Genomic DNA, 19031 nt, shown 5'->3' on the forward strand with positions numbered 1-19031 from the left:
GACCACCCGCAGCGCGCTACCCAGCTAAAGGGTCAGCAACACCCCCGATGAAACGACCGTGCAATATTCCGCGTCCAGATTGGCCAGCAACATCGCATGCACCTCGTCGGCGCTTCTGGACACCCCGCCCCAATCCGCCTTGGCGAACGTGAAGCAACCATCCGCCGCCAGATAGGTCCGGAACCCCAGGTTGCCGGCCATGCGGACAGTCGCCTCGACGGAATTGTTCGTGATGACGCCCGCCACCACCCGCGCGCCGTGCCCCCCGGCGCGAAGGCGCGCTTCCAGATCAGTGCCGATGAACGCGCTGTTCCGGTGCTTCGCGATGATCGGTTCGCCCGCGACGGGGGCCGTTTCAGGCTTGAACTCGTGACCCGGCTGGCCCGGCCGGTAATGGGATCCCGGTTCGGTCGAGTCGTGTCGGACATGCCACACCGGCCAGTTCCGGCTTCTCCAGTGAGCCAGCAGACCCGCGATCCGCGCTTCCGCCTGAGGGTTTTTTCTCGTCCCCCAGCTTGGGTGATCGATCGCCCGCTGCAGATCGATCAGCAGAAGGACGGCGCCGGCGGCGTGCTCCAAGGCAGGTTCCATGGCTGATCCACTAGCCATTGCCGGCCAACCCCGAGGGCTGGCCGGCAGCTTCGCCCACTGTGGCGGGCAGATACACGGCGCCGATCCCCGCAGCCAGCGCCGCGAATACCGCCCCGCCGATGAACGCGCCGTGATACCCCCCATTCAGCGCAAGCTGCGCGGGGAGCCCCATGGCGAGCAGGCCTTCCGAGCGCGCCTGGGCCAGGCTGGCCAGGATCGCCAGCCCCAACGCGCCCCCCATCATGAACGATGTATTGACGACGCCGGAAGCCAGGCCCGATTCGCCCGGACCCGCATCGCTCATGGCGGCCAGCAACACGGGGTTGAACGCCATGCCGGCGCCCAGCCCCAGAAGCGTCATGCCGGGCAGGACATCGATCATGAAGCTGCCCTGGGCAGGCGCGCGAGCGAACAGGGCCAGGCCCGTCGCCGCCATGATCAGGCCCAGGCAGAGCGGCCGGCGGATACCGAAACGCAGCACGATCATGCCGGACAAGCCCAGGGAGAACGCGGCCATGATCAGATTGGCCGGCAGGAACGACAGGCCGACCTGAAGCGGGGTGTATCCCAGCACGCGCTGCAGATACAAGGCGGAGATGAAAAACCACGCGAACATCGCAGCGGCCCACAGCACGCCGATGACGTTGGACGCCACGATCACGCGCGACCGGAACAGATGCGGCGGTATCAGCGGCGCCTCGGCGCGGGCTTCGATGCGCACAAAAACCAGGAACGCGACGAGCGCAAGCGCCAGCAGACCCAGCGTCCAGGCCGAGCCCCAGCCGGCCTGGTTGCCGCCGACGATGGCATAGACCGCCAGCATCAGGGATGCCGTCACCGTCACCGCCCCGGCCACATCGAGACGCGCACGGCCGACTGGCCCGTGCGCGGCGGGCAGCAGGCGCCGCGACAGCAGGTACACCACCAGGCCGATGGGCAGGTTCACAAAGAAAATCCAGTGCCAGCTCAGGCTTTCCGTCAGGAAGCCCCCCAGCAAAACCCCCACGCTGCCGCCGCCGGCGCCCACGAAGCCGTAGACCCCCATGGCCATCGCCCGCCCGGCCATGTCGGGGAACAAATCCATGATGAGCGACAAAGCCACGGCGGACACGACGGCGCCCCCCATCCCCTGCACGATCCGCGCCCCGATCAGCCAATGGGGAAGATCGGACAGCCCGCAGGCCAGTGACGCCACAGTGAACAGGAGCAGGCCGGCCAGGAACAAGCGCCGGTGGCCGTACAGATCGCCCAGGCGGCCGCCGAGCAGCAGGAACCCGCCGAAGGTCAACATGTAGGCATTGACCACCCAGACCAGGGAAGTCTCAGAAAATCCCAGATCCGCCCTGATGGACGGCAACGCGACATTGACGATGGTCGTATCGAGCACGATCATCAACACGCCCAGGCAGAGCACGGCCAGCGCGATCCAGCGTCGAGGCACATTCACGGCAAATTCCATCGGCGATTCCTTCGTCGGAGCAAACCGGAAAGCGTCCAAGGCGCGCCCATGCAGGCGCCCTGGAGGAGAAGACAGGCGATCAGACCGGGTTGGGAACGATGACCATCCAGTGCACGCCGAATTTATCGGCCACCATGCCGAAGTGCGAGGCGAAGAACGTCTTGTCCAGCGGCATGGTCACCTGACCGCCCTTGCCCAGAGCCGCGAACATGCGTTCCGCGGTTGCGCCGTCGGGCGCGGTCAGAACCAGCGACACGCCCTGGAATGACGGCTTGCCCGAACACATGCCGTCGGAAGCCATGACCGTGGCCCCGCCGATGTCGAAGCTGGCGTGCAGGATCTTGTCCTGATGTTCGGGCGAACCGCTGCACGGGCCGCCCGGTTCGGGATTGTCCCTGAACCGCATGAGATGCGTGGTTTCCGCACCGATCGCATCATGATAGTACGTCAAGGCCTCTTCGCAGCGGCCCTCGAAAATGAGATAAGGATGAATTTCCACGACGCCTCCGGGGGATAGAAACCAGGGAAAGCCGGCCGAAATGCGGTCAGCCCGGGAACGGTTCGCACCTCATTGTGTACACCGTCCACTGAAATAATAAGGGAACGGGTGTACAGTGTCCACATGAAGCACAACACTGATACAAAAAACCCTCCGGCGCGGCATCGCGAGGCGGCGGCCCTCGCTACCCGGTCCCCAAAAGAGCGCGACACCTATCGCCACGGCGACCTGAAGCACGCCCTGCTGGAAGCTGGCGTGGCGCTCGCCCGGGAAGGCGGGCCGCAGGCCATCGTGCTGCGGGAAGCCACGCGGCGCGTGGGCGTGGTGCCCAATGCCGCCTACCGGCATTTCACCAACCGGGAGGCGCTGCTGCAGGCCGTACGGGCAGCGGCCTTGTCCGAGCTGGCCCGTGCCATGGAAGATGAACTGGCCCGGCTGCCTTCCGGGCTTCCCGCGCCGGCGTTCGCCCGCTCCAGCGTACGAGCCATCGGCGCCGGCTACCTGAGCTTCGCGCGCAAGGAACCCGGCCTGTTCCGCACCGCTTTCGCGGTGTCCGATCGCGTGGAAGACGACACGGATCCGGCCAAGACAGGCCGCAGCGGGCTCAACCCCTTCCAGTTGCTGGGCAAGGCGCTGGACGAGCTCGTCAAGGCGGGCTCGCTGCCGGCGGAACGGCGCCCCGGCGCCGAATACCTGGCCTGGTCCTCCGTTCACGGCCTGGCCATGCTGATGCTGGACGGCCCGCTACGCGGCCTGGCCCCCGATCAAGTCCACACCGTCGGCGAGCATTTGCTGAATATGGTCGAACGGGGGTTGTAGATCCGCGCAAGGCTCTGGCTCACCCACCCGATCTTTGATCATGCAGCCTGTTATTTGAAAGCGCTCTTGATTTCAGGCCGAATACAGAGACCATGACCGGCCATTCATCCACCGACGAAAATCGTCGGCGTCACAGACATGCCGACACGCAGCTTCGCGGCTTCAGGCTGATCGGGATCGATACGAATGCGAACGGGGAGACGCTGAACGATTTTCGTAAAGTTCCCGGTGGCATTGTGAGGGGCGACCGCTGAATAACTCACCCCGCTTGCCGGCCCGAGACTGTCCACAGTTCCCTTCAGCACAGCGCCCGGCAAGGCGTCCACCTCGATATCGACCCTCTGCCCCGTTTGTATGCGCGCCAGTTGCGTTTCGCGGAAGTTCGCCGTGACATAGATGGAGTCGAGCGGGATGATCGCCAGCAACGGTTTCCCCGCGCTGACGAAGGCCCCGAGACGCACCGATTTCTGGCCAATCACCCCGTCCACAGGCGCCGTGATCCGGGTATAGGAAAGCTTCAATTCAGCGCTCGCCAAGGCCGCCCGCGCCTGGGCGAGCACCGCTTCCGCTTTCTTCAGATCCGCTGCCAGAATACCTGTCTGTTGCTGCGCGGCCTGGAGGCCCGCACGGTTCTTTTCCCGACCGGCGATCTGGGTGGCCAATTGCGCTTCCGCTTGCTGCCTGGCCTGCACCGAGCCTGACCCATCGGCGGCCAGGTTGCGATAACGCTGCCGGTTGGCCTGCGCCAGCTTGAGTCCCGCATCGTCCGCCGCAACGGTTGCTTGAGCTTGCCGGATGACGGCTTTCTGTTGCGCCAGGCGCGCGGCCAGGCCGGCGACGCTGGCTTCAGCGGCAGCGACCTTGGCTTTCGCGAAAGCGGCGGAAGCCGCAAAATCCCGGTCGTCGATGACGGCCAGTACATCTCCGGCCCGCACCGGCTGGTTTTCCTTGACCGACACCTTGTCGATCACCCCCGGAACCTGGGGCGCAACCACCGTGAAATCGGCCTGCAGGTAGGCATCGTCCGTTGACTGCGTCGATGCGTCGGATTCCGGCCGATTGAGATAGACGACGGCGCCGGCCACTGCCGCACACAACAGGGTCGCGCCGATGATCTTGGCCCTCTTCAGCATTGCCATGATGAAATTATCCTTCTGGTGAAGACGTGGAGCGGGAGGTGGGGGGCTGCAGGTTCGGCGCCGGGATATGAGCCATGCACAGGACGAACGGCACCATCAGGAGCGCCAGAACGCCCAGGACGCGGTAAGCATCCGCGATCGAGAGCACCCATGCTTGCGGCCCGATGACTCCCATCAATTGAGCGGGTTCTTGCGTGACCGGGATCAGATGACTTGCCAGGGCGGCATGGTCCAGCAACATTTCGGCGTGGAACCGTTGCCGTATGGTCAACAGATGCCCGACGACCGCGCCGCCCGACAACGATCCCAAGGCGCGCAGCGTGTTGATGCTGCCCGATACATACGAACCCTCGCTGGGATGGACGACACTGGTGCACAGGAACAGCATCGAAACAACCGCCATCGGCTGACCGAAGGCCTGCAGCGTTTGCGCCAGGATGAACTGATCGCGATTCCAGTCCGAAGTCAGGCGCGCCGCGAGAAAACACGCAAGCGCGATCAGCAGCAGGCCGCCCGCGAACACGACGCGCGCATCGACCCATTTCCGGTAAAGCAATAAGGCCACCAGAGAACCCAGGATCAGCTGGGGCAAAGCGACGATCAAGCCAATGGGCGCCATCTGAAGCTGCCTGTAATCCTGGAGCGCGCCGAGGTAGCGCATCGGCAGCAATGATCCAGACGCCATGACAAGCAGCAGGACGACAAACAGGGTGAACCCGATCCCGAGGTTGCGGCGACCCAGCATCTGCCACTTGATGAATGGCGTCGGGTGATACCACTCCAGCAGCAGATGAACCCCCAAGAGAGCCGACCCCGCCACCAAGGAACTGGCAATGAGCGGCGAGTTGAGCCAATCCAGGCGCTCGCCCTGATCCAGGGCAATCGCAATCAAGGCAAATGCCGGCACACCGCACGCCATGCCAACCCAGTCGGCCTGGGGAAAGCGATCTCTCTGGATCGGCTCTTTCGGCAACCCCCACCCGATCAACAAGGCGGCGATGGCGGCGAACGGGAGGATCTGCCAATACACCCAGCGCCAGTCGAACAGGCCGTCCGTCCAATAGCCGGCCAACCAGATCGAAAGATTCGGGGCAAAGGTCGCCGTCAGCGCATACAGCGCCAGCCCGTGCAAGCGGATGTCCGGCGTCAGGAACTTCAGCGCCGCCATCATCAGCACCGGAATCATCGTCCCGCTGGCGATGCCTTGCAGAAAACGGATGGTCAGCAGCAAACCCAGGTCATGGATGAACGGAAGACACGCGGCCAGCAAGGAGCACACCCCGATCATCCACAGCTCGAAACGACGCACGGACAGCGTAATGGCGAACCAGGCGGAGAAAGGCATGGCGAGCACTTCCCCTACGTTGTAGGCGGTCGTCAACCAGGAAGCATCGTCCATGCCGAAGCCCAGCGCACCGCGCACGTCCGCCAGCGCCAAAGCCCCCACTCGGTTGTTCAGCCCCGCCATCATCGCGGCGATCAAGATACCGGCCAAGCCGACCAGCAGGCGGTTCGCGGAAACCGCCGGGGCCGCGGCCGGCGATGCGGGCCTTGGCGGCAGCACGGCGGCGCTCATGGAGTGGCCTCGGACGTTGAGGCGGCCAATCGTCCGGCGCTCTGGGGCAGGCTGTCGGAGGATGATTGGGCGGCAGCGGCCAGCGCGTCCGGTTCCCAGCCGCCGCCCAGTGATTTGAAAAGATTGACCAAGGCCAGCGCCGCCTTGGTGGCGCTGTCGTTGAGGCGTGTCTGACTGGCGAGCGTGCCGCGCTGCGCAGCCAGGACGCCCAGATAGTCGGCGGCGCCTTCTTTATATCCTTGCTCGGCGGCCCGCAACGCCTGTTCGTTCTGCGCAAACGAAACGAGCAGCTCGGCATGCCGGTTCTGCTGCGCGGCCCAGGCGTCCAAGGCGTTGTCGACCTCATGCCAGGCCCGAAGCACTGTCTGCCGATACGCGATGGCGGCCGTCTTCTGCCGAGCTTCACTCAGGATCAACCGTTGCTTCAGCCGCCCTCCCTGGAAGATGGGCAGGTAAACCGTGGGACCGACGGAAAAGAACCTTGAATCCCAACTGCCCAGATCATTGAAATCCAAGGCTTGAAGCCCTATGCCTCCCCGCAGGCCGATGCGCGGGTAGAAGTCGGCCTTAGCCGCGCCGATGGCGGCCGTCGCGGCATGAAGCCGCGCCTCCGCGCGCAGAATATCCGGCCGCCTGTGCGCCAGCTCCGAAGGCAAGCCGACCGGCACATTCGTGGGCAGCGAAGGCAGCGGCATGGCTTCCATCAATTGCGCATCGAGGGCGCGGGGTTCTTTGCCCAACAACAGAGCAAGCGCGTTCATCAGCGCGTTGCGGCGCTGGGTCAATTCAGGCACCATCGCCTTGATCCCCGCCAATTGCGCGCGTGCCGAGGACGTTTCAAAACGCGTGGCGACCCCGTTGCGCTCACGGCTTTCGACAAGGCCGAGTGTGCGATCGGCGATCCCCAGGTTCTGCCGGGCGATATCCAGTTGCGCCTGCGTTCCGCGCAGCTGGAGATAGATACGCGCCACCTCGGCGGACACAGTCACCCGTGCGGCTTCGCGTTCATACCTCGTCGCCTCGAACGTCGCTGCGGCGCTCTCGCGCAATCGCCGCGCCCTGCCCCACAAGTCGAGTTCCCAACTGGCATCGAATCCCAATTGCCAGAAATCGCCGGCGTTCGTCGGAGCCCCCAGCGCGGCGAACTTTCCATGCTCGCTGATTGCCTCGCGGGAATAGCTTGCCGAGCCCCCGACGCTCGGCAGCATCGCGGATGAGGCAATCCCCAATCGGGCGCGGCTTTGCTCTATCCGCTCGGATGCGACCTGCAAATCCAGATTGCCGGCCTGCGCGCGGGACTCCAGGTCCGAGAGCACGGGATCATTGAACAGCGCCCACCAGGACACCGGAACATTCTCCGAGGAGGTCTCCGGCGCCTGGGCATAATCCGCTCTGGGCGATAGCTGAACCGCGGCAAGCCCATCGGCGGGCCCCACAAAATCGGGGCCTACCGTGCAGCCAAGCAGCACAGCCACACAAGACGCCAAACCGGCCCGATACGCAATCTGCAGAAACCGGGACTGCCGGGTCATCGAGGGCGATATTTCGTTGCTTCTTCTCATAGCGGCGCACTGAGCGTGGGGATCAATCCACGGGCGTCAGAATCGGCGCACCGGCATCTTTCAACAGGAACACCACGAATCTCGCAGGCTCGGTCTGGCTGGCGTTGCGCCCGACTGTATGGACGTCGTCCGGCCCCTCGTAGAACGTCTGCCCCGGCGTCAAAGTCACATTCTTGCCGCCGCGCACCCCCATGACGATGGAACCCTTCAACACATAGACAAAAGCATGCGCGAAATGGCGGTGCACCGGGTCGACGCTGCCGGGCGGATAGTCGACCGTAATGATCTCGACCTCTTTGCCCGGAAAATCCTGCAATGCCTTGGTCAATAACGGCGTGACCTGAGCCTCCGGGGACTCGTGCGCCACTGCTGGCATGACATTCATCGACAGCAGCAGCGCCGCTGCCAGGCATGTGAAGATACGCATGATGATTCTCCTTTTATCGCTATCGGCGCTCAGGCCAGGCCCGACTTGTCCACACCAAAAGCCTTGTCGTAGATACCAGGCGGAATACGGAAGGCGACGTTGAGCCGGTTCCACGCGTTGATCGACATGACGTGGAAGGTCAGATCGGACAGCTCCTGCTCGGAAAACTGGGTCAGCGCGTGATCGTAGATATCGTCGCTCACGCCTTCCGGAGAAAGGCGGGTCAATGCCTCGGTCCAGGCCAGCGCGGCACGCTCGCGTGGCGTGAACAAGCCCGACTCCCGCCATGCGGCAACATGATGCAGGCGCAGCGGGCGTTCATGATCGATCGTGGCCTCCTTGACATGCATATCGAGGCAGAACGCACAACCGTTGAGTTGAGAGGCTCGCACATCGACCAGATGGCGTATGGCCACCTCGACAGTGGATTTGCGGAGCGCCAGGCTGAACTCGACGAACTTCTTGAAGAGTTCCGGGGATTGTTTTTGGTAATCAATGCGGGGCATCATGACTTCTCCTTTCTGTGATACGTGGGTGGAACGCAACTGACTAGCTCCGCGCGACAGAGCGGCTGAGCCAGGTATGGAAGTGCGTCGGGCCGACGCGATATCTATCGCCCATGGGGATCAGTGTCCGGTCATCCAGTTCGCTGCCAAAATAGCGGCAGCGGGCATCGGCCACCACGGGCCTGGAGTCCTTTCTCGCCGCCAGGAACTTGCGCGCGAGTTCATCCAGGGGAAAACGATCCTGACCGGCCACCTCGACGGTGCCGTTCAACGGCACGCCAACGGTAAGGTCCGCCAGCTCAGAAGCAACATCATCGGCAGCGATGGGCTGAATAAGCGCGGGCGACAGGTGCACCGCATCGCCTTGGGAACCGGCGTCGATGATGCTGCCGATGAACTCGAAAAACTGGGTGGCGCGCAGCAGCGTGTACGGCACGCGCGATGCCTTGATCAACTCTTCCTGCACGGCCTTCGCACGAAAGTAGCCGCTGCCCTGGAGCCGGTCGGTCCCCACGACGGAAAGCGCGAGATGATGCTCGACGCCGGCCGTCTGTTCGGCGGCCAGCAGATTGCGGCCAGCCGTATCAAAAAAGGCCATGACCGCCGCATCATCGAAAGATGGCGCGTTGGCGACATCGACGACCACCTGGGCGCCATCAAGCGCCTCGCTCAGCCCCCGCCCCGTAATCACGTCGACCCCGGTCTTCGGCGATGCCGCCACCACCTCATGACCATCCCCCATGAGCCGAGCGACAACATTCGAACCAATCAGGCCGCCACCACCAATAACGACAATTTTCATGATACTTTTCCTTGAAATGCGGAGGACGACAGGCCTCCAGCAGCATCAGGAAACGTCCGAACAAGCTTTCACGCCGCACGCATTCGCGCATCCAGCGAACTGCCGCATTGCTCATCACGCATCCCATCCCGAAGCACGGCGCCTGCTTTCCGCCCGTCTCGTTCTGGTTCCTGAATGACTGTCATTGTCTTTTCAGGTCATGGAGCCCGCTTTGCGAACATCTTGTATTTCTGTCCAGAATTTCTTGTATGGAACCCCGAGGCGCCCGATGCCTCCGGCCAGGCCGCGCGCCACCCCTTGAGGAGGCTTGAATGCAATGGCTTTTTGCCGACTGCTGTCTGGACCTGGAGCGCCGCGACCTGCGTCGCGCCTCTGAACCGGTAGCCACCACGCCCAAGGTGTTCAATTTATTGGTGCACCTGGCGACCCACCGCAATCGCGTGGTCAGCCGGGATGAACTGATCGACACGGTGTGGTCTGGGAGGATCGTTTCCGACTCCACCATCGCCAGCCACGTCAATGCCGCGCGTGCCGCCATCGGCGACGATGGCCGACGACAGCGCGTCATCAAGACGGTGCCCCGCCTGGGATTCCGATTCGTGGCCGACCTCAGCGAACGTCAGGCCACACCCCCATCCAGCGACAATGTCGGCCCATCGCCCGGTTCGCAAAACTCGAATCCGGAGATTCCCGGCAAGCCTTCGATCGCAGTCATGCCTTTCGTCAACCTGAGCGGGGACCCGAACCAGGATTACCTGGCCGATGGCGTGATCGAAGAGGTAATCACCGTGTTGTCCCAGTACCGCTGGCTGCTGGTCATCGCCCGCAATTCGAGTTTCACCTACAAGAACCGCAACGTGGACGTGAAGCAGATCGGGCGGGAATTGGGCGCTCGCTACATCCTCGAAGGAAGCTGGCGCCAGGCCCAGGGCCGGGTACGCATTACGGGTCAGTTGGTCGATGCGACAACCGGCGCTACCCACTGGGCAGGACGCTTCGAAGGAGTGCTCAACAACCTTTTCGAATTCCAGGATGACATTGCCGACAGCGTCGTCGGCGTCATCGCCCCCCAATTGGAACAGGCGGAAATCGCCCGCACACGGTACAAGCCCACGGAAAGCCTGAACGCCTACGATTACTATCTGCGCGGCATGGGCCAACTGCACCGCGGCACCCACGACGGAATCGACGCAGCGCTGCCGATGTTCCGCCATGCGTTCGAACAAGACGCCGACTTCGCTTCGGCCTATGCGATGGCGGCTTGGTGCTACTGCTGGCGCAAGATCAATGGCTGGATGCAGGATCTTCCAGCGGAAACGGCCGAAGGGGCGCAACTGGCTCGACGCGCCATCGAACTGGGAAAGTACGACGCGGTCGCCTTGGCGCGCAGCGGGCATGCGCTTGCTCACCTGACGGGCGATATGGTCGAGAGCATCGCGCTGTTGAACCAGGCGCAAGCCTTGAATCCCAATCTGTCCGCCGCCTGGTTTCTGGGCGCATTTTGCCATTTGCTGCATGGGCAAGCCGAGCAGGCCATCGCGCATTTCACGCGGGCCATGCGTTTAAGTCCGGTGGATCCGGAGCTTTACCGAATGCACGTCGGCATGGCCATCGCGCACTATTTCATGGGTGACTTTCCAGAGTCGAACATCTGGGCGGAAAAAGCAACGCTCAGCATGCCAAACCTGATAGCCGGTCAAATTGTCCTTGCCGCCAGCTACGCCATGCTGGGCAAACGGAAGGAAGCCCACCGAAGCGTTGCGCGGCTGCAGGAAATCGCCCCCACGCTGAGCCTGGACAAACTGACCGACTGGCTGCCGCTTCAAAATCACGACGACCTTGCGCTGTTGTCGGACGGCTTGGCGAAGGCGGGGTTCAAGGATTAGCGAATCCGGATGGCATACAGCGGGCATTCGACTCGATGCCAGCCTTGTGGCGGCGCACCAGCACACGGCGCCTTCCTTATCCGGCACACGGTTATCCTAGGCGGTCCACTGGGCGCAGCCCCGGCACCAGAAGCGACACAGGACGAACGACACGGCCGTGGCTATTCCGCGCCCGGAAGGAGCAACGCCATTTTGCGCCGCGCGATGCGTAACAACGCATCCAACTCTGATGCGTGTTGCGCATCCCTGTAGGCGAGGCCAAATCCGATCCAGAATTCCCTTTCCTTGAGTGGCCTGAAAGTCGCACCGGCGCGCCGCATCTTCGTCATCGACTTTGGTATGAAGCCAATGCCCCGTCCGTTTGCCACTTCGGCCAACAGGAGGTGGTGATCCGCGGGTTCCGTCAGTCTGCGACTCGGCGCATGCCCGAGCCTCGCGAACACTTCCTCGTAGTGATCGAAGAATCCGGGATTTGTTCGGCGCTGCGGCCAGAACACGGGTTGGTCACTCAACTGCGCGATCGACAGGACTTTATGCCGCGCGAGCGGATGCTGTGCGGGGATTACCGCGACCAGCGGCTCTTTGTGCAGCGGTTCAACCACCAACTCCCCCGTTGCGCTGGGCAGTCCGATCAAGGCGACATCGAGCGCGCCACGCCGCAGGCGCCGGATGAGCTCGACCGAAATAGCGGCAACGAAAACCAGCGACCCACCAGGAACCGCTTTCTCGAAGGCAGGCTCGAGGGAAGGAAAGACCTCCGGGTCGAAGACCTTGGTGTAACCGACCCTGAGTTGCCGAGGCGTTCCCTTTGAATGCCGTCGTGCGATTTCGATCGCCTCTGCGGCCTGAAGCAGCGTCTTCCGGGCCCCCTTCAGGAATGCGCGGCCCGCCGTCGTGAGTACCGCGCCCGACGAATCGCGACTGAGCAGTGCCACCCCGAGTTCGCTCTCGAGTTGTTTGATCTGGCGGCTTAGCGGCGGCTGCGACATGTGCAGTCGTTCGGCCGCAGCGCGGAAGGTGCCTTCCTCCGCCACTGCGACGAAACACTCCATTTGGCGCAGATCGATTCGTATCCTCATGCAGAAAAGGTATCACGAATTTGGTCTTTGCCCATTGCATCTTCCTGCCCGTATGCTCCGTTCTGCTGATTTCGATAGGGAGCAAATCAGACGTGGATACGTGCAAGCATGGGGACTTTCTGTAAAAGAACACCGCAACTGGAACGCTGGCAGCAGCCGAAGGAAAAACACAGATGAATGGATCTATGGATCAGACAGGCATGACGGCCCTCTTGGGCGTTTCCGCTGGCGAGACCAGTGCAGAACGTTTTACCCGGGGTATCGAGGTGCTGAAGAGGATCGGTGGCGCGGGCTACGATATCCCCGTTAACCGTCTGGCTCAGGTTGCCCCGGATTTGGCACGATTCACCGTTGAATTTGCCTATGGAGACATCCTGTCGCGGCCGGGGCTGGACCTACGCCTTCGCCAGATTGCCACCGTTGCCGCGCTGATGGCCCATGGCAGCGTGCAAGCGCAACTGAAATATCACATGACCGGCTTCCTCAATGCCGGCGGCGAACCGGCAGAACTGGTCGAAATGCTGTTCCTGGCGATTGCCATCCTGGGGTTTCCGGTCTCGATCAACGCCGTGGGCATCGTTCGCGGGATCTTTCAGGAGCGCCGTCTGGATTTCGATCCGATTGCCCCGGTGTCCGACGATGGCACTGCGCGATATCAGCGGGGTCTCGAGGTGCTCGACGGCTTGATGGCCAATCCGGAGGCGTACGTGGAAAAGCTGGAAAGCACTTCACCCGAGCTCGCCCGCTGGTCGGTCGAGTTCGCGTTCGGTGAGATCTTCGCTCGCGAGGGACTCAATCCAAAGGCGAGACAGATCGCGATCATCTCGATGCTCGCGGCAGCCGGCAATCGCAGCGATCTGCTTGGCCTTTATATCGAAGCCGGACTCGACTCGGGCCTGTCCCGCACCGAGATCACCGAAGCCCTGATGCAACTGGCTGTCTATGCCGGGTTTCCCAGCGCTCTCAATGCCCTTGGGGTTGCGGACGCCGCCTTCACGAAGCCGGAGCGGAAAGAGAAAGAAGGGGCAGGTGGCCGCGCAAGCGCGAATGTGATCGTCTCCGAAACTCGCAAGACTCGCAGGGAACGCGGATTGGCGACACTTGCCAGGACTTCTGCCCAGGCGGGCGAGGCCGTGGTCAACAGCTTCAATGACTTGGCCCCAGATATCGGCCGCGCAATCGTCGAGCACTCCTACGGCGACATCTTCAGCCGTGTCGGGCTCGACGCGAAGACGCGCGAGCTTGCCACATGCTCGGCGCTCGCGGCAGTGGGAAGCAAAGCGACGGAGACGCCGCTGCGGGTCCATGCAAATGCGGCGCTGACGGCGGGCGCGACGCGGGCGGAAATCGTCGAAACGCTCCTGAACGTCCTTCCCTATCGCGGATATCCCGCAGTCGAGGAAAGCATGCGTGTCATCGGCGAGGAATTCAGAAAGCGCACCGATGACGCCCAGACCTAAGGGGCGCACGAGCCGCCTACTGACTGTAGAAGACCGAAGTAGACGCTCTAATTGCCTGAATGTCGGCCTTGCCCCGATTCGATCACCGGTTCCGGGAGCGGTCTACGTCGGCTTTGGGTCAGAAACGGACAGTTTCAAAGACGGCTTTCGACCCAAAGCTGGCGTTCAGCACCATCAGCAGGTGCAGCGACGACTTTGCAGGTATGAACAGGCATACTTCACCTAAACCTGGACTCTTTTGAAGGTTGCCATGTACACACTGCGCAGATCACGTCCTGAAGATGGCCCCGCTCTCGTTGACCTTTGGCGGCGCTCCGTGGACGCCACCCATCACTTTCTCAGCATCGAAGATCGAAAGGCCATTGATGCCGAAGTGTGCGGTTTTCTGCCCCATGCACCAGTGACTGTCGCAGTCGATGAAAATGACAATCCCCATGGCTTCATGCTGATCGATGGGACACATATGGAGGCGCTCTTCATCGATCCCAATGTCCGTGGAAACGGTATCGGTCGCCAATTGCTGCAGCATGGACTATCGCTGCATGGGACCTTGACTACGGATGTCAACATGCAGAACTCTCAAGCGGTTGGCTTTTATCAACGGATGGGATTCGTCGAAACCGGACGTTCGGAGGTGGATTCACAGGGGCGACCTTATCCCCTGATCCATCTGCGTTACCCAGGCCAGCTGGAAAAGTAGGCCGCCGCGGCTACAGACGACCAAAGCGGACACTCACATGCCGATCGGATGGGATCAGGGGTGTCTCCACTACCATCCGTGTGTCCGGCTGTGCGTCGGCTTGTGGTCATGAACAGGCATCCACAGTTCCTGTGGACAGCCCTGTGTAAATCCCCTTGCCACTACCCCCAACAGCCAGCACCGGCGTGCCTCTCGCGCCTGTTGGCTGATTTTTTACCACCCTGTTTCCCGGGGTACCCCACGATCTCGCGCAGCCAGATCCATCAGGTCCGCGCGGCCCTCACGCCCCACCACCATGCCAACCGGGCCGACGACTACGCAGCCGAGTCAGGCGATCGCACACAATGAGCATCCCAAAAACCCGCTGATCGACACCTAGATTCACCGGCACAACGAGCGCCGGCTCATGATCTCACTGGCCAGTCGCAGTCCCATCGGGTATCGTCATGCACTAGGCTTGCTGCCTACTCACGCACCAGGCTTGCTGTCTACTTAAGCCGTCCAAAAAAAGGCCCACACCCCAAAAATGAGCAATCCAACATGACGGTTACCATCTACGGCATCAAGAACTGCGACACGATGAAGAAGGCCTTCACATGGCTTGGTGCGCAGGGCGTTGATTTCACATTCCACGATTATCGCGTCGAGGGCATCACCCGCGCCGAAGTCGCGGCATGGGTTGCCGAAGCAGGGCTCGACAAGGTGCTGAACAAGGCGAGCAAGACGTTCCGTGCCCTGCCTGAAGCGGCTCGCGACGGCCTGGATGAAGCCCGAGCGATCGACCTGATGGTCGCAGAGCCGACGATGATCAAGCGCCCGGTGCTGACGACGCCGCACGGCATTGAAGTCGGTTTCAAACCCGAGCGCTACGCAACGATTTTCGGGCTTTGAGCGCAGTAGCGAACCGCCAGGCCCTCGCGAACACTCGGGATGCCATTCTGGCCAGCCCTGCAGGCGATGGGATTGCCGGAGAGCGGAATGGCCGTGGCAAAGCCAGGAAGCCGCGATCAGCGCGGGGCTTCGGGCAAAAAAAATCCCAGCCGATCAAGGCTGGGATCCTGGTAGCTGGTGGAGCCGGGGGGAATTGAACCCCCGTCCGCAAGCCCTCCGCAAGTAGCTCTACATACTTAGTCGGCCTATTTTAAGTTTTAGCCTTGGATCATGCCGGACGACAGGCCCTTCCGCAGCGATTCACACTGATTTAAGAACCGACCCAGTGACCTGGTCGAATCCGATTCCCTGTAAGTGACGCTGCTGTAGGTTTTACCCCACCCGACCCAGGGACAGATCGGTGCAGCGGCTCACCGCTTAAGCGGCCAGAGCGAAACGCTCGTCGTTGGCGTTTGTAGTTTTCCAGTGGATTTACGAGCGAACTGGTGCTCGGTATGCACTATCCTGTTTTGTGACCCACGTCGAAGCCAAATCGGCCCCAGGACCCTCTATTGTACCGGCATTTTCCGGGCAATGAAATTACAATCGGGTCCCATGAGAATGCTTCCCCGCTCCCCCGCCCCGCCCTGGAGCCCGCCATGCTGCGCTGGCTGACCGGGCGCGATGCCCGCGACCGGGAATTCGATCAGGCCCTGGCATCGCTGGACGAGCGGGTCTGGCCGCGGCTGCTGCTGCAGCACGATTTCCTGCTCGGCCTGGACGGGCAGGACGCCGAGACGCTGCGTCGGCACACCGCCTGGATCCTGGCGAACAAGTCCTTCCACGGCGCCCATGGCATGCGGGTGACGCCGGACATGCGCCGCTCGATCGCGGTCCAGGCCGCCCTGCCGATTCTTGGGCTGGACACGTCCCTGTACCGGGGCTGGACGCAGATCGTGGTGTATCCAGGCGGCTTCCTGGTGCCGCGCACGGAGACCGACGAGGCAGGCGTGGTGCATGAATACGTCCAGGAAACTTCCGGGGAATCCTGGGAAGGCGGCCCGGTGATCCTGTCCTGGGAAGATGCCCGCGCCGGGGCGGACGCGCGGGCGAACGTGGTGATCCACGAGTTCGCCCACAAACTCGACCAGCGCGCGGGCGGCGCGGATGGCGTGCCGGGATTGCATGCGCACCGGGACCTGAACGTGCGCCGCTGGCACGAAGTGCTGGACGCGACCTTCGACGATTTCAACGGGTGGCTCGACGAGATCGAAGCTGCCATCCCGCCCGACGTGGACCCGGAATCCGACGAAGCCGCCGCATGGTACGTGGAGCTGCCGCTGGATCCCTACGCGGCCCAGGATCCGGCGGAATTCTTCGCGGTCAGTTCAGAAAGCTTTTTCATCGAGCCCTGGGCCATGGCCGCCGCATGGCCGGACTGGTACGGTTTGCTGACGCAGTACTACCGGCAGGATCCCCTGCGGCGCCTGGAAGGCGCCGGCGCGCAGGGGGCCTGAGACGGCCCTCATCCCTTCCAGGCTCGTTCGATGGCAGCGACATCGATCTTGACCATGTCCATCATCGCCGTGAAGACACGCCTGGCTGCCGCGCGATCCGGGTCCTTCAGCGCGGCCGTCAGCACCCGGGGCGTGATCTGCCAGGATATGCCCCATCGATCCTTGCACCAGCCGCAGGCGCTTTCCCGGCCGCCGTTCCCGACGATGGCCTCCCACAGGCGATCCGTTTCAGCCTGGTCCTCCGTCGCTACCTGGAACGAGAAAGATTCGTTGTGACTGAACACCGGGCCGCCATTCAGGCCCAGGCAGGGAATGCCCATGACGCTGAATTCGACCGTCAGGACGTCGCCCTCCTTGCCGGAAGGGTAGTCTCCGGGAGCACGCACGATGTCGCCCACGGCACAGTCGGGAAACACCTCCGCATAGAACCGGGCCGCTTCCAGGGCCGCGCCGTCGAACCAGAGACAGACCGTATTTTTGCTGCTCATGTCCTGCTCCTTCTCGCATGCTGCTCCTGCAGCGTCCGGATGCGGGCGACCGCCTTGCGGTCGGCGACGGCGGCATCCATCATGGCGGCCAGGTCGGCCTTCAACGCCGTGCGCGACCCGCCATCCAGGTAGATCATGTGTCCGGACGGATAGCAGCGCGTCGTCAGGTTCTTGCGCAGCGGCGCGCTGGCCAGGGGCATGTCCCGCAGGTCCCGCTCCGTCTGGAAGAACGGTGTGACGAAATCGTAATAGCCGTTGGCGGACAACACCTTCAGGTCCACGTTCAGGCTCATCGTCGCCGCCAGGTCGCCGGCCGTGTACAGGATGACGTTTCCCTGGGAATCCACGCCCTTCTGCGCCCCGGTGGGGTCCACATGATGAAAGTCCCAGTACTGGAATGCCTGATCGTTGAGATCCGTGAAGGCCGAATCTGACGTGAACTTCAGTTCGTCGTTCAGATAGTGATGCCACATGGCCGTGTACACGCCCGATACGGCCGTCATCGCCGGATCGTTGCCCCCCGAGTTGGGCGAAATATGGCGGGCGATTCCCGTGTCGACCCCTTTCACCCGGCCGTCGTACGCACCCAGCGCCAGGCCCTGATCATGCAGGAGCCGGATCAGGAACAGGGTGCGGCCCTCGCCGTCTCCGGCGGCGACGTCCAGGCGCCAGGACATGAGCGTCGGCTTGTCGATCCCCGTGTACTGGCTCAGCCGCTCCAGCGTGGCCGCCGCCACATCGGGATAAGCGTGCAAGGCCTGGCTGAAGTCGCCCTGAGCAAAGGCGCAGACTGCCCGAGCCAGGGCGGGAAGCTCGCCCGGCGCGGGGCGCAGGCCCAGCTTGTGGTGATACCAGGCGTCCGCCGCAGCGGTCGGCAGCGCCCCGACGGGATCGCCGGCGCGCGCGTAGTCCAGGATCGACGACTGCAGGGTTACGCCGTTCAGATCCACGCCGTCCTCGTGCAAGGCATAGGACAGCGCGGCGCTGCGGGCCGTGCCGTAGGATTCGCCGAACAGGAACTTGGGCAAGTTCCAGCGGTCGTAAGCGGTCAGGTAGCGCTTGATGAACTGCTTCAGCGATGCGACATCCTGATCCACGCCCCAGAACTCGCGATTCTTCCCCGGCGCGATGGCTGCGGAATACCCGGTTCCGACCGGATTGATGAACACCAGATCGCTTCTGTCGAGCAGGCTGTCCGTGTTGTCTTCCAGGGTATAGGGCGCGGGCGGCGTGAAATCGGGCATGGACGTCCGGATGCGCCGGGGCGCGAACGAGCCCAGCAGCACGAACACCGACGACGATCCGGGGCCGCCGTTGTAGAAAAACGTGACCGGCCGCTCGTGCGCCGCATCGCCGTCCAGCGTGAAGGCGACGTAGAAGATCTTCGCGCTGGGGCGCGAGCTGCCTGCGTCCACGGCGACCAGATGGCCGGCCCGCGCCGTGTAGGCCAGTGTCCGGCCGTTCAGACGCAGTTGATGATGCGTCACTGCGGCGTGCTCCGTCGCATCCGTCACGAAATCATCCGGACCATTGCCGTAGGCCACCGGATCGAAATAGGGTTGGTCTTTCATATCGCACCCCCTGCATGCGCCTGGATCGCCCCCCTCCATCTTCGTCATTTAACTGCCCGACCCAGGGATGGAACAAGCAC

The 19031-nt window shown here is 62.9% G+C and carries 17 protein-coding genes, 1 other RNA gene and 1 pseudogene; 6 read left to right on the forward strand and 13 right to left on the reverse strand.

What is annotated here, in order from left to right; genetic code table 11:
• Positions 1 to 24: 24 nt before the first annotated feature.
• The 3 genes from WBG56_RS12760 to WBG56_RS12770 form a co-directional block, all read right to left on the reverse strand.
• Positions 25 to 591: a cysteine hydrolase family protein gene (locus WBG56_RS12760; protein WP_424268896.1), complete on the reverse strand. Its 567-nt coding sequence runs from the start codon at positions 589 to 591 to the stop codon at positions 25 to 27.
• 10 nt (positions 592 to 601) lie between these two features.
• Entirely contained in the window at positions 602 to 2050 is a 1449-nt protein-coding gene (locus WBG56_RS12765; protein WP_424268898.1) for a DHA2 family efflux MFS transporter permease subunit, read from the reverse strand.
• Between the two features lie 79 nt (positions 2051 to 2129).
• The gene (locus tag WBG56_RS12770; protein WP_424268900.1) at positions 2130 to 2549 is read right to left on the reverse strand and encodes a VOC family protein; all 420 of its coding nucleotides are present in this window, start codon (positions 2547 to 2549) and stop codon (positions 2130 to 2132) included.
• A 123-nt stretch (positions 2550 to 2672) separates the two neighbouring features.
• Between WBG56_RS12770 and WBG56_RS12775 the strand changes: the two genes are divergently transcribed.
• A complete protein-coding gene (locus WBG56_RS12775) occupies positions 2673 to 3368 on the forward strand; it encodes a TetR/AcrR family transcriptional regulator (protein WP_424268902.1) in 696 nt (231 codons plus the stop codon).
• A 104-nt stretch (positions 3369 to 3472) separates the two neighbouring features.
• Here the strand turns inward: WBG56_RS12775 and WBG56_RS12780 are convergent, their stop codons facing one another.
• From WBG56_RS12780 to WBG56_RS12805, 6 genes are read right to left on the reverse strand one after another with little or no spacing between them, the layout of a single operon-like run.
• A complete protein-coding gene (locus tag WBG56_RS12780; protein ID WP_424268904.1) occupies positions 3473 to 4507 on the reverse strand; it encodes an HlyD family secretion protein in 1035 nt (344 codons plus the stop codon).
• A gap of 7 nt (positions 4508 to 4514) precedes the next feature.
• Positions 4515 to 6083, reverse strand: coding sequence for an MFS transporter (locus WBG56_RS12785; RefSeq protein ID WP_424268906.1), 1569 nt, complete (start codon positions 6081 to 6083; stop codon positions 4515 to 4517).
• The gene (locus tag WBG56_RS12790; protein WP_424268908.1) at positions 6080 to 7615 is read right to left on the reverse strand and encodes an efflux transporter outer membrane subunit; all 1536 of its coding nucleotides are present in this window, start codon (positions 7613 to 7615) and stop codon (positions 6080 to 6082) included. Before WBG56_RS12790 ends, WBG56_RS12785 begins: the two co-directional genes overlap by 4 nt.
• A 52-nt stretch (positions 7616 to 7667) precedes the next feature.
• Positions 7668 to 8072, reverse strand: a complete 405-nt coding sequence (locus WBG56_RS12795; protein ID WP_424268909.1) for a cupin domain-containing protein — start codon at positions 8070 to 8072, stop codon at positions 7668 to 7670.
• 29 nt (positions 8073 to 8101) lie between these two features.
• A complete protein-coding gene (locus tag WBG56_RS12800) occupies positions 8102 to 8581 on the reverse strand; it encodes a carboxymuconolactone decarboxylase family protein (RefSeq protein WP_424268911.1) in 480 nt (159 codons plus the stop codon).
• 40 nt (positions 8582 to 8621) lie between these two features.
• Entirely contained in the window at positions 8622 to 9380 is a 759-nt protein-coding gene (locus WBG56_RS12805; RefSeq protein WP_424268913.1) for an SDR family oxidoreductase, read from the reverse strand.
• Positions 9381 to 9691: 311 nt separating this feature from the next.
• Here WBG56_RS12805 and WBG56_RS12810 point away from each other — a divergent pair, with 311 nt between their 5' ends.
• The gene (locus tag WBG56_RS12810) at positions 9692 to 11266 is read left to right on the forward strand and encodes a winged helix-turn-helix domain-containing tetratricopeptide repeat protein (protein ID WP_424268915.1); all 1575 of its coding nucleotides are present in this window, start codon (positions 9692 to 9694) and stop codon (positions 11264 to 11266) included.
• 161 nt (positions 11267 to 11427) lie between these two features.
• Here WBG56_RS12810 and WBG56_RS12815 read toward each other — a convergent pair whose 3' ends face one another.
• Positions 11428 to 12345, reverse strand: coding sequence for a LysR family transcriptional regulator (locus tag WBG56_RS12815; protein WP_424268917.1), 918 nt, complete (start codon positions 12343 to 12345; stop codon positions 11428 to 11430).
• A 200-nt stretch (positions 12346 to 12545) separates the two neighbouring features.
• Here WBG56_RS12815 and WBG56_RS12820 point away from each other — a divergent pair, with 200 nt between their 5' ends.
• From WBG56_RS12820 to WBG56_RS12830, 3 genes are all read left to right on the forward strand, one after another.
• Positions 12546 to 13805 (forward strand): carboxymuconolactone decarboxylase family protein, encoded by a 1260-nt coding sequence (locus WBG56_RS12820; RefSeq protein WP_424268919.1) that lies wholly within the window; start codon positions 12546 to 12548, stop codon positions 13803 to 13805.
• A gap of 250 nt (positions 13806 to 14055) precedes the next feature.
• Positions 14056 to 14505, forward strand: a complete 450-nt coding sequence (locus WBG56_RS12825) for an acetyltransferase (RefSeq protein WP_424268921.1) — start codon at positions 14056 to 14058, stop codon at positions 14503 to 14505.
• Positions 14506 to 15045: 540 nt separating this feature from the next.
• Positions 15046 to 15396, forward strand: a complete 351-nt coding sequence (locus WBG56_RS12830) for a Spx/MgsR family RNA polymerase-binding regulatory protein (protein ID WP_424268923.1) — start codon at positions 15046 to 15048, stop codon at positions 15394 to 15396.
• A gap of 175 nt (positions 15397 to 15571) precedes the next feature.
• Here WBG56_RS12830 and ssrA read toward each other — a convergent pair.
• Positions 15572 to 15936, reverse strand: a transfer-messenger RNA (tmRNA) gene (gene ssrA, locus WBG56_RS12835).
• Positions 15937 to 16034: 98 nt separating this feature from the next.
• Here ssrA and WBG56_RS12840 point away from each other — a divergent pair.
• Positions 16035 to 16892, forward strand: coding sequence for a zinc-dependent peptidase (locus WBG56_RS12840; protein ID WP_424268925.1), 858 nt, complete (start codon positions 16035 to 16037; stop codon positions 16890 to 16892).
• Between the two features lie 8 nt (positions 16893 to 16900).
• Here WBG56_RS12840 and WBG56_RS12845 read toward each other — a convergent pair whose 3' ends face one another.
• Positions 16901 to 17380, reverse strand: a complete 480-nt coding sequence (locus WBG56_RS12845) for a VOC family protein (RefSeq protein WP_424268927.1) — start codon at positions 17378 to 17380, stop codon at positions 16901 to 16903.
• A pseudogene (locus tag WBG56_RS12850) lies at positions 17377 to 18948 on the reverse strand (S10 family peptidase); the annotation flags it as partial. The gene WBG56_RS12845 and the pseudogene WBG56_RS12850, both read right to left, overlap by 4 nt.
• Positions 18949 to 19031: the final 83 nt, after the last annotated feature.

This window comes from Castellaniella sp. (assembly GCF_049671645.1).
In the GTDB taxonomy this organism is placed as follows: domain Bacteria; phylum Pseudomonadota; class Gammaproteobacteria; order Burkholderiales; family Burkholderiaceae_B; genus Castellaniella.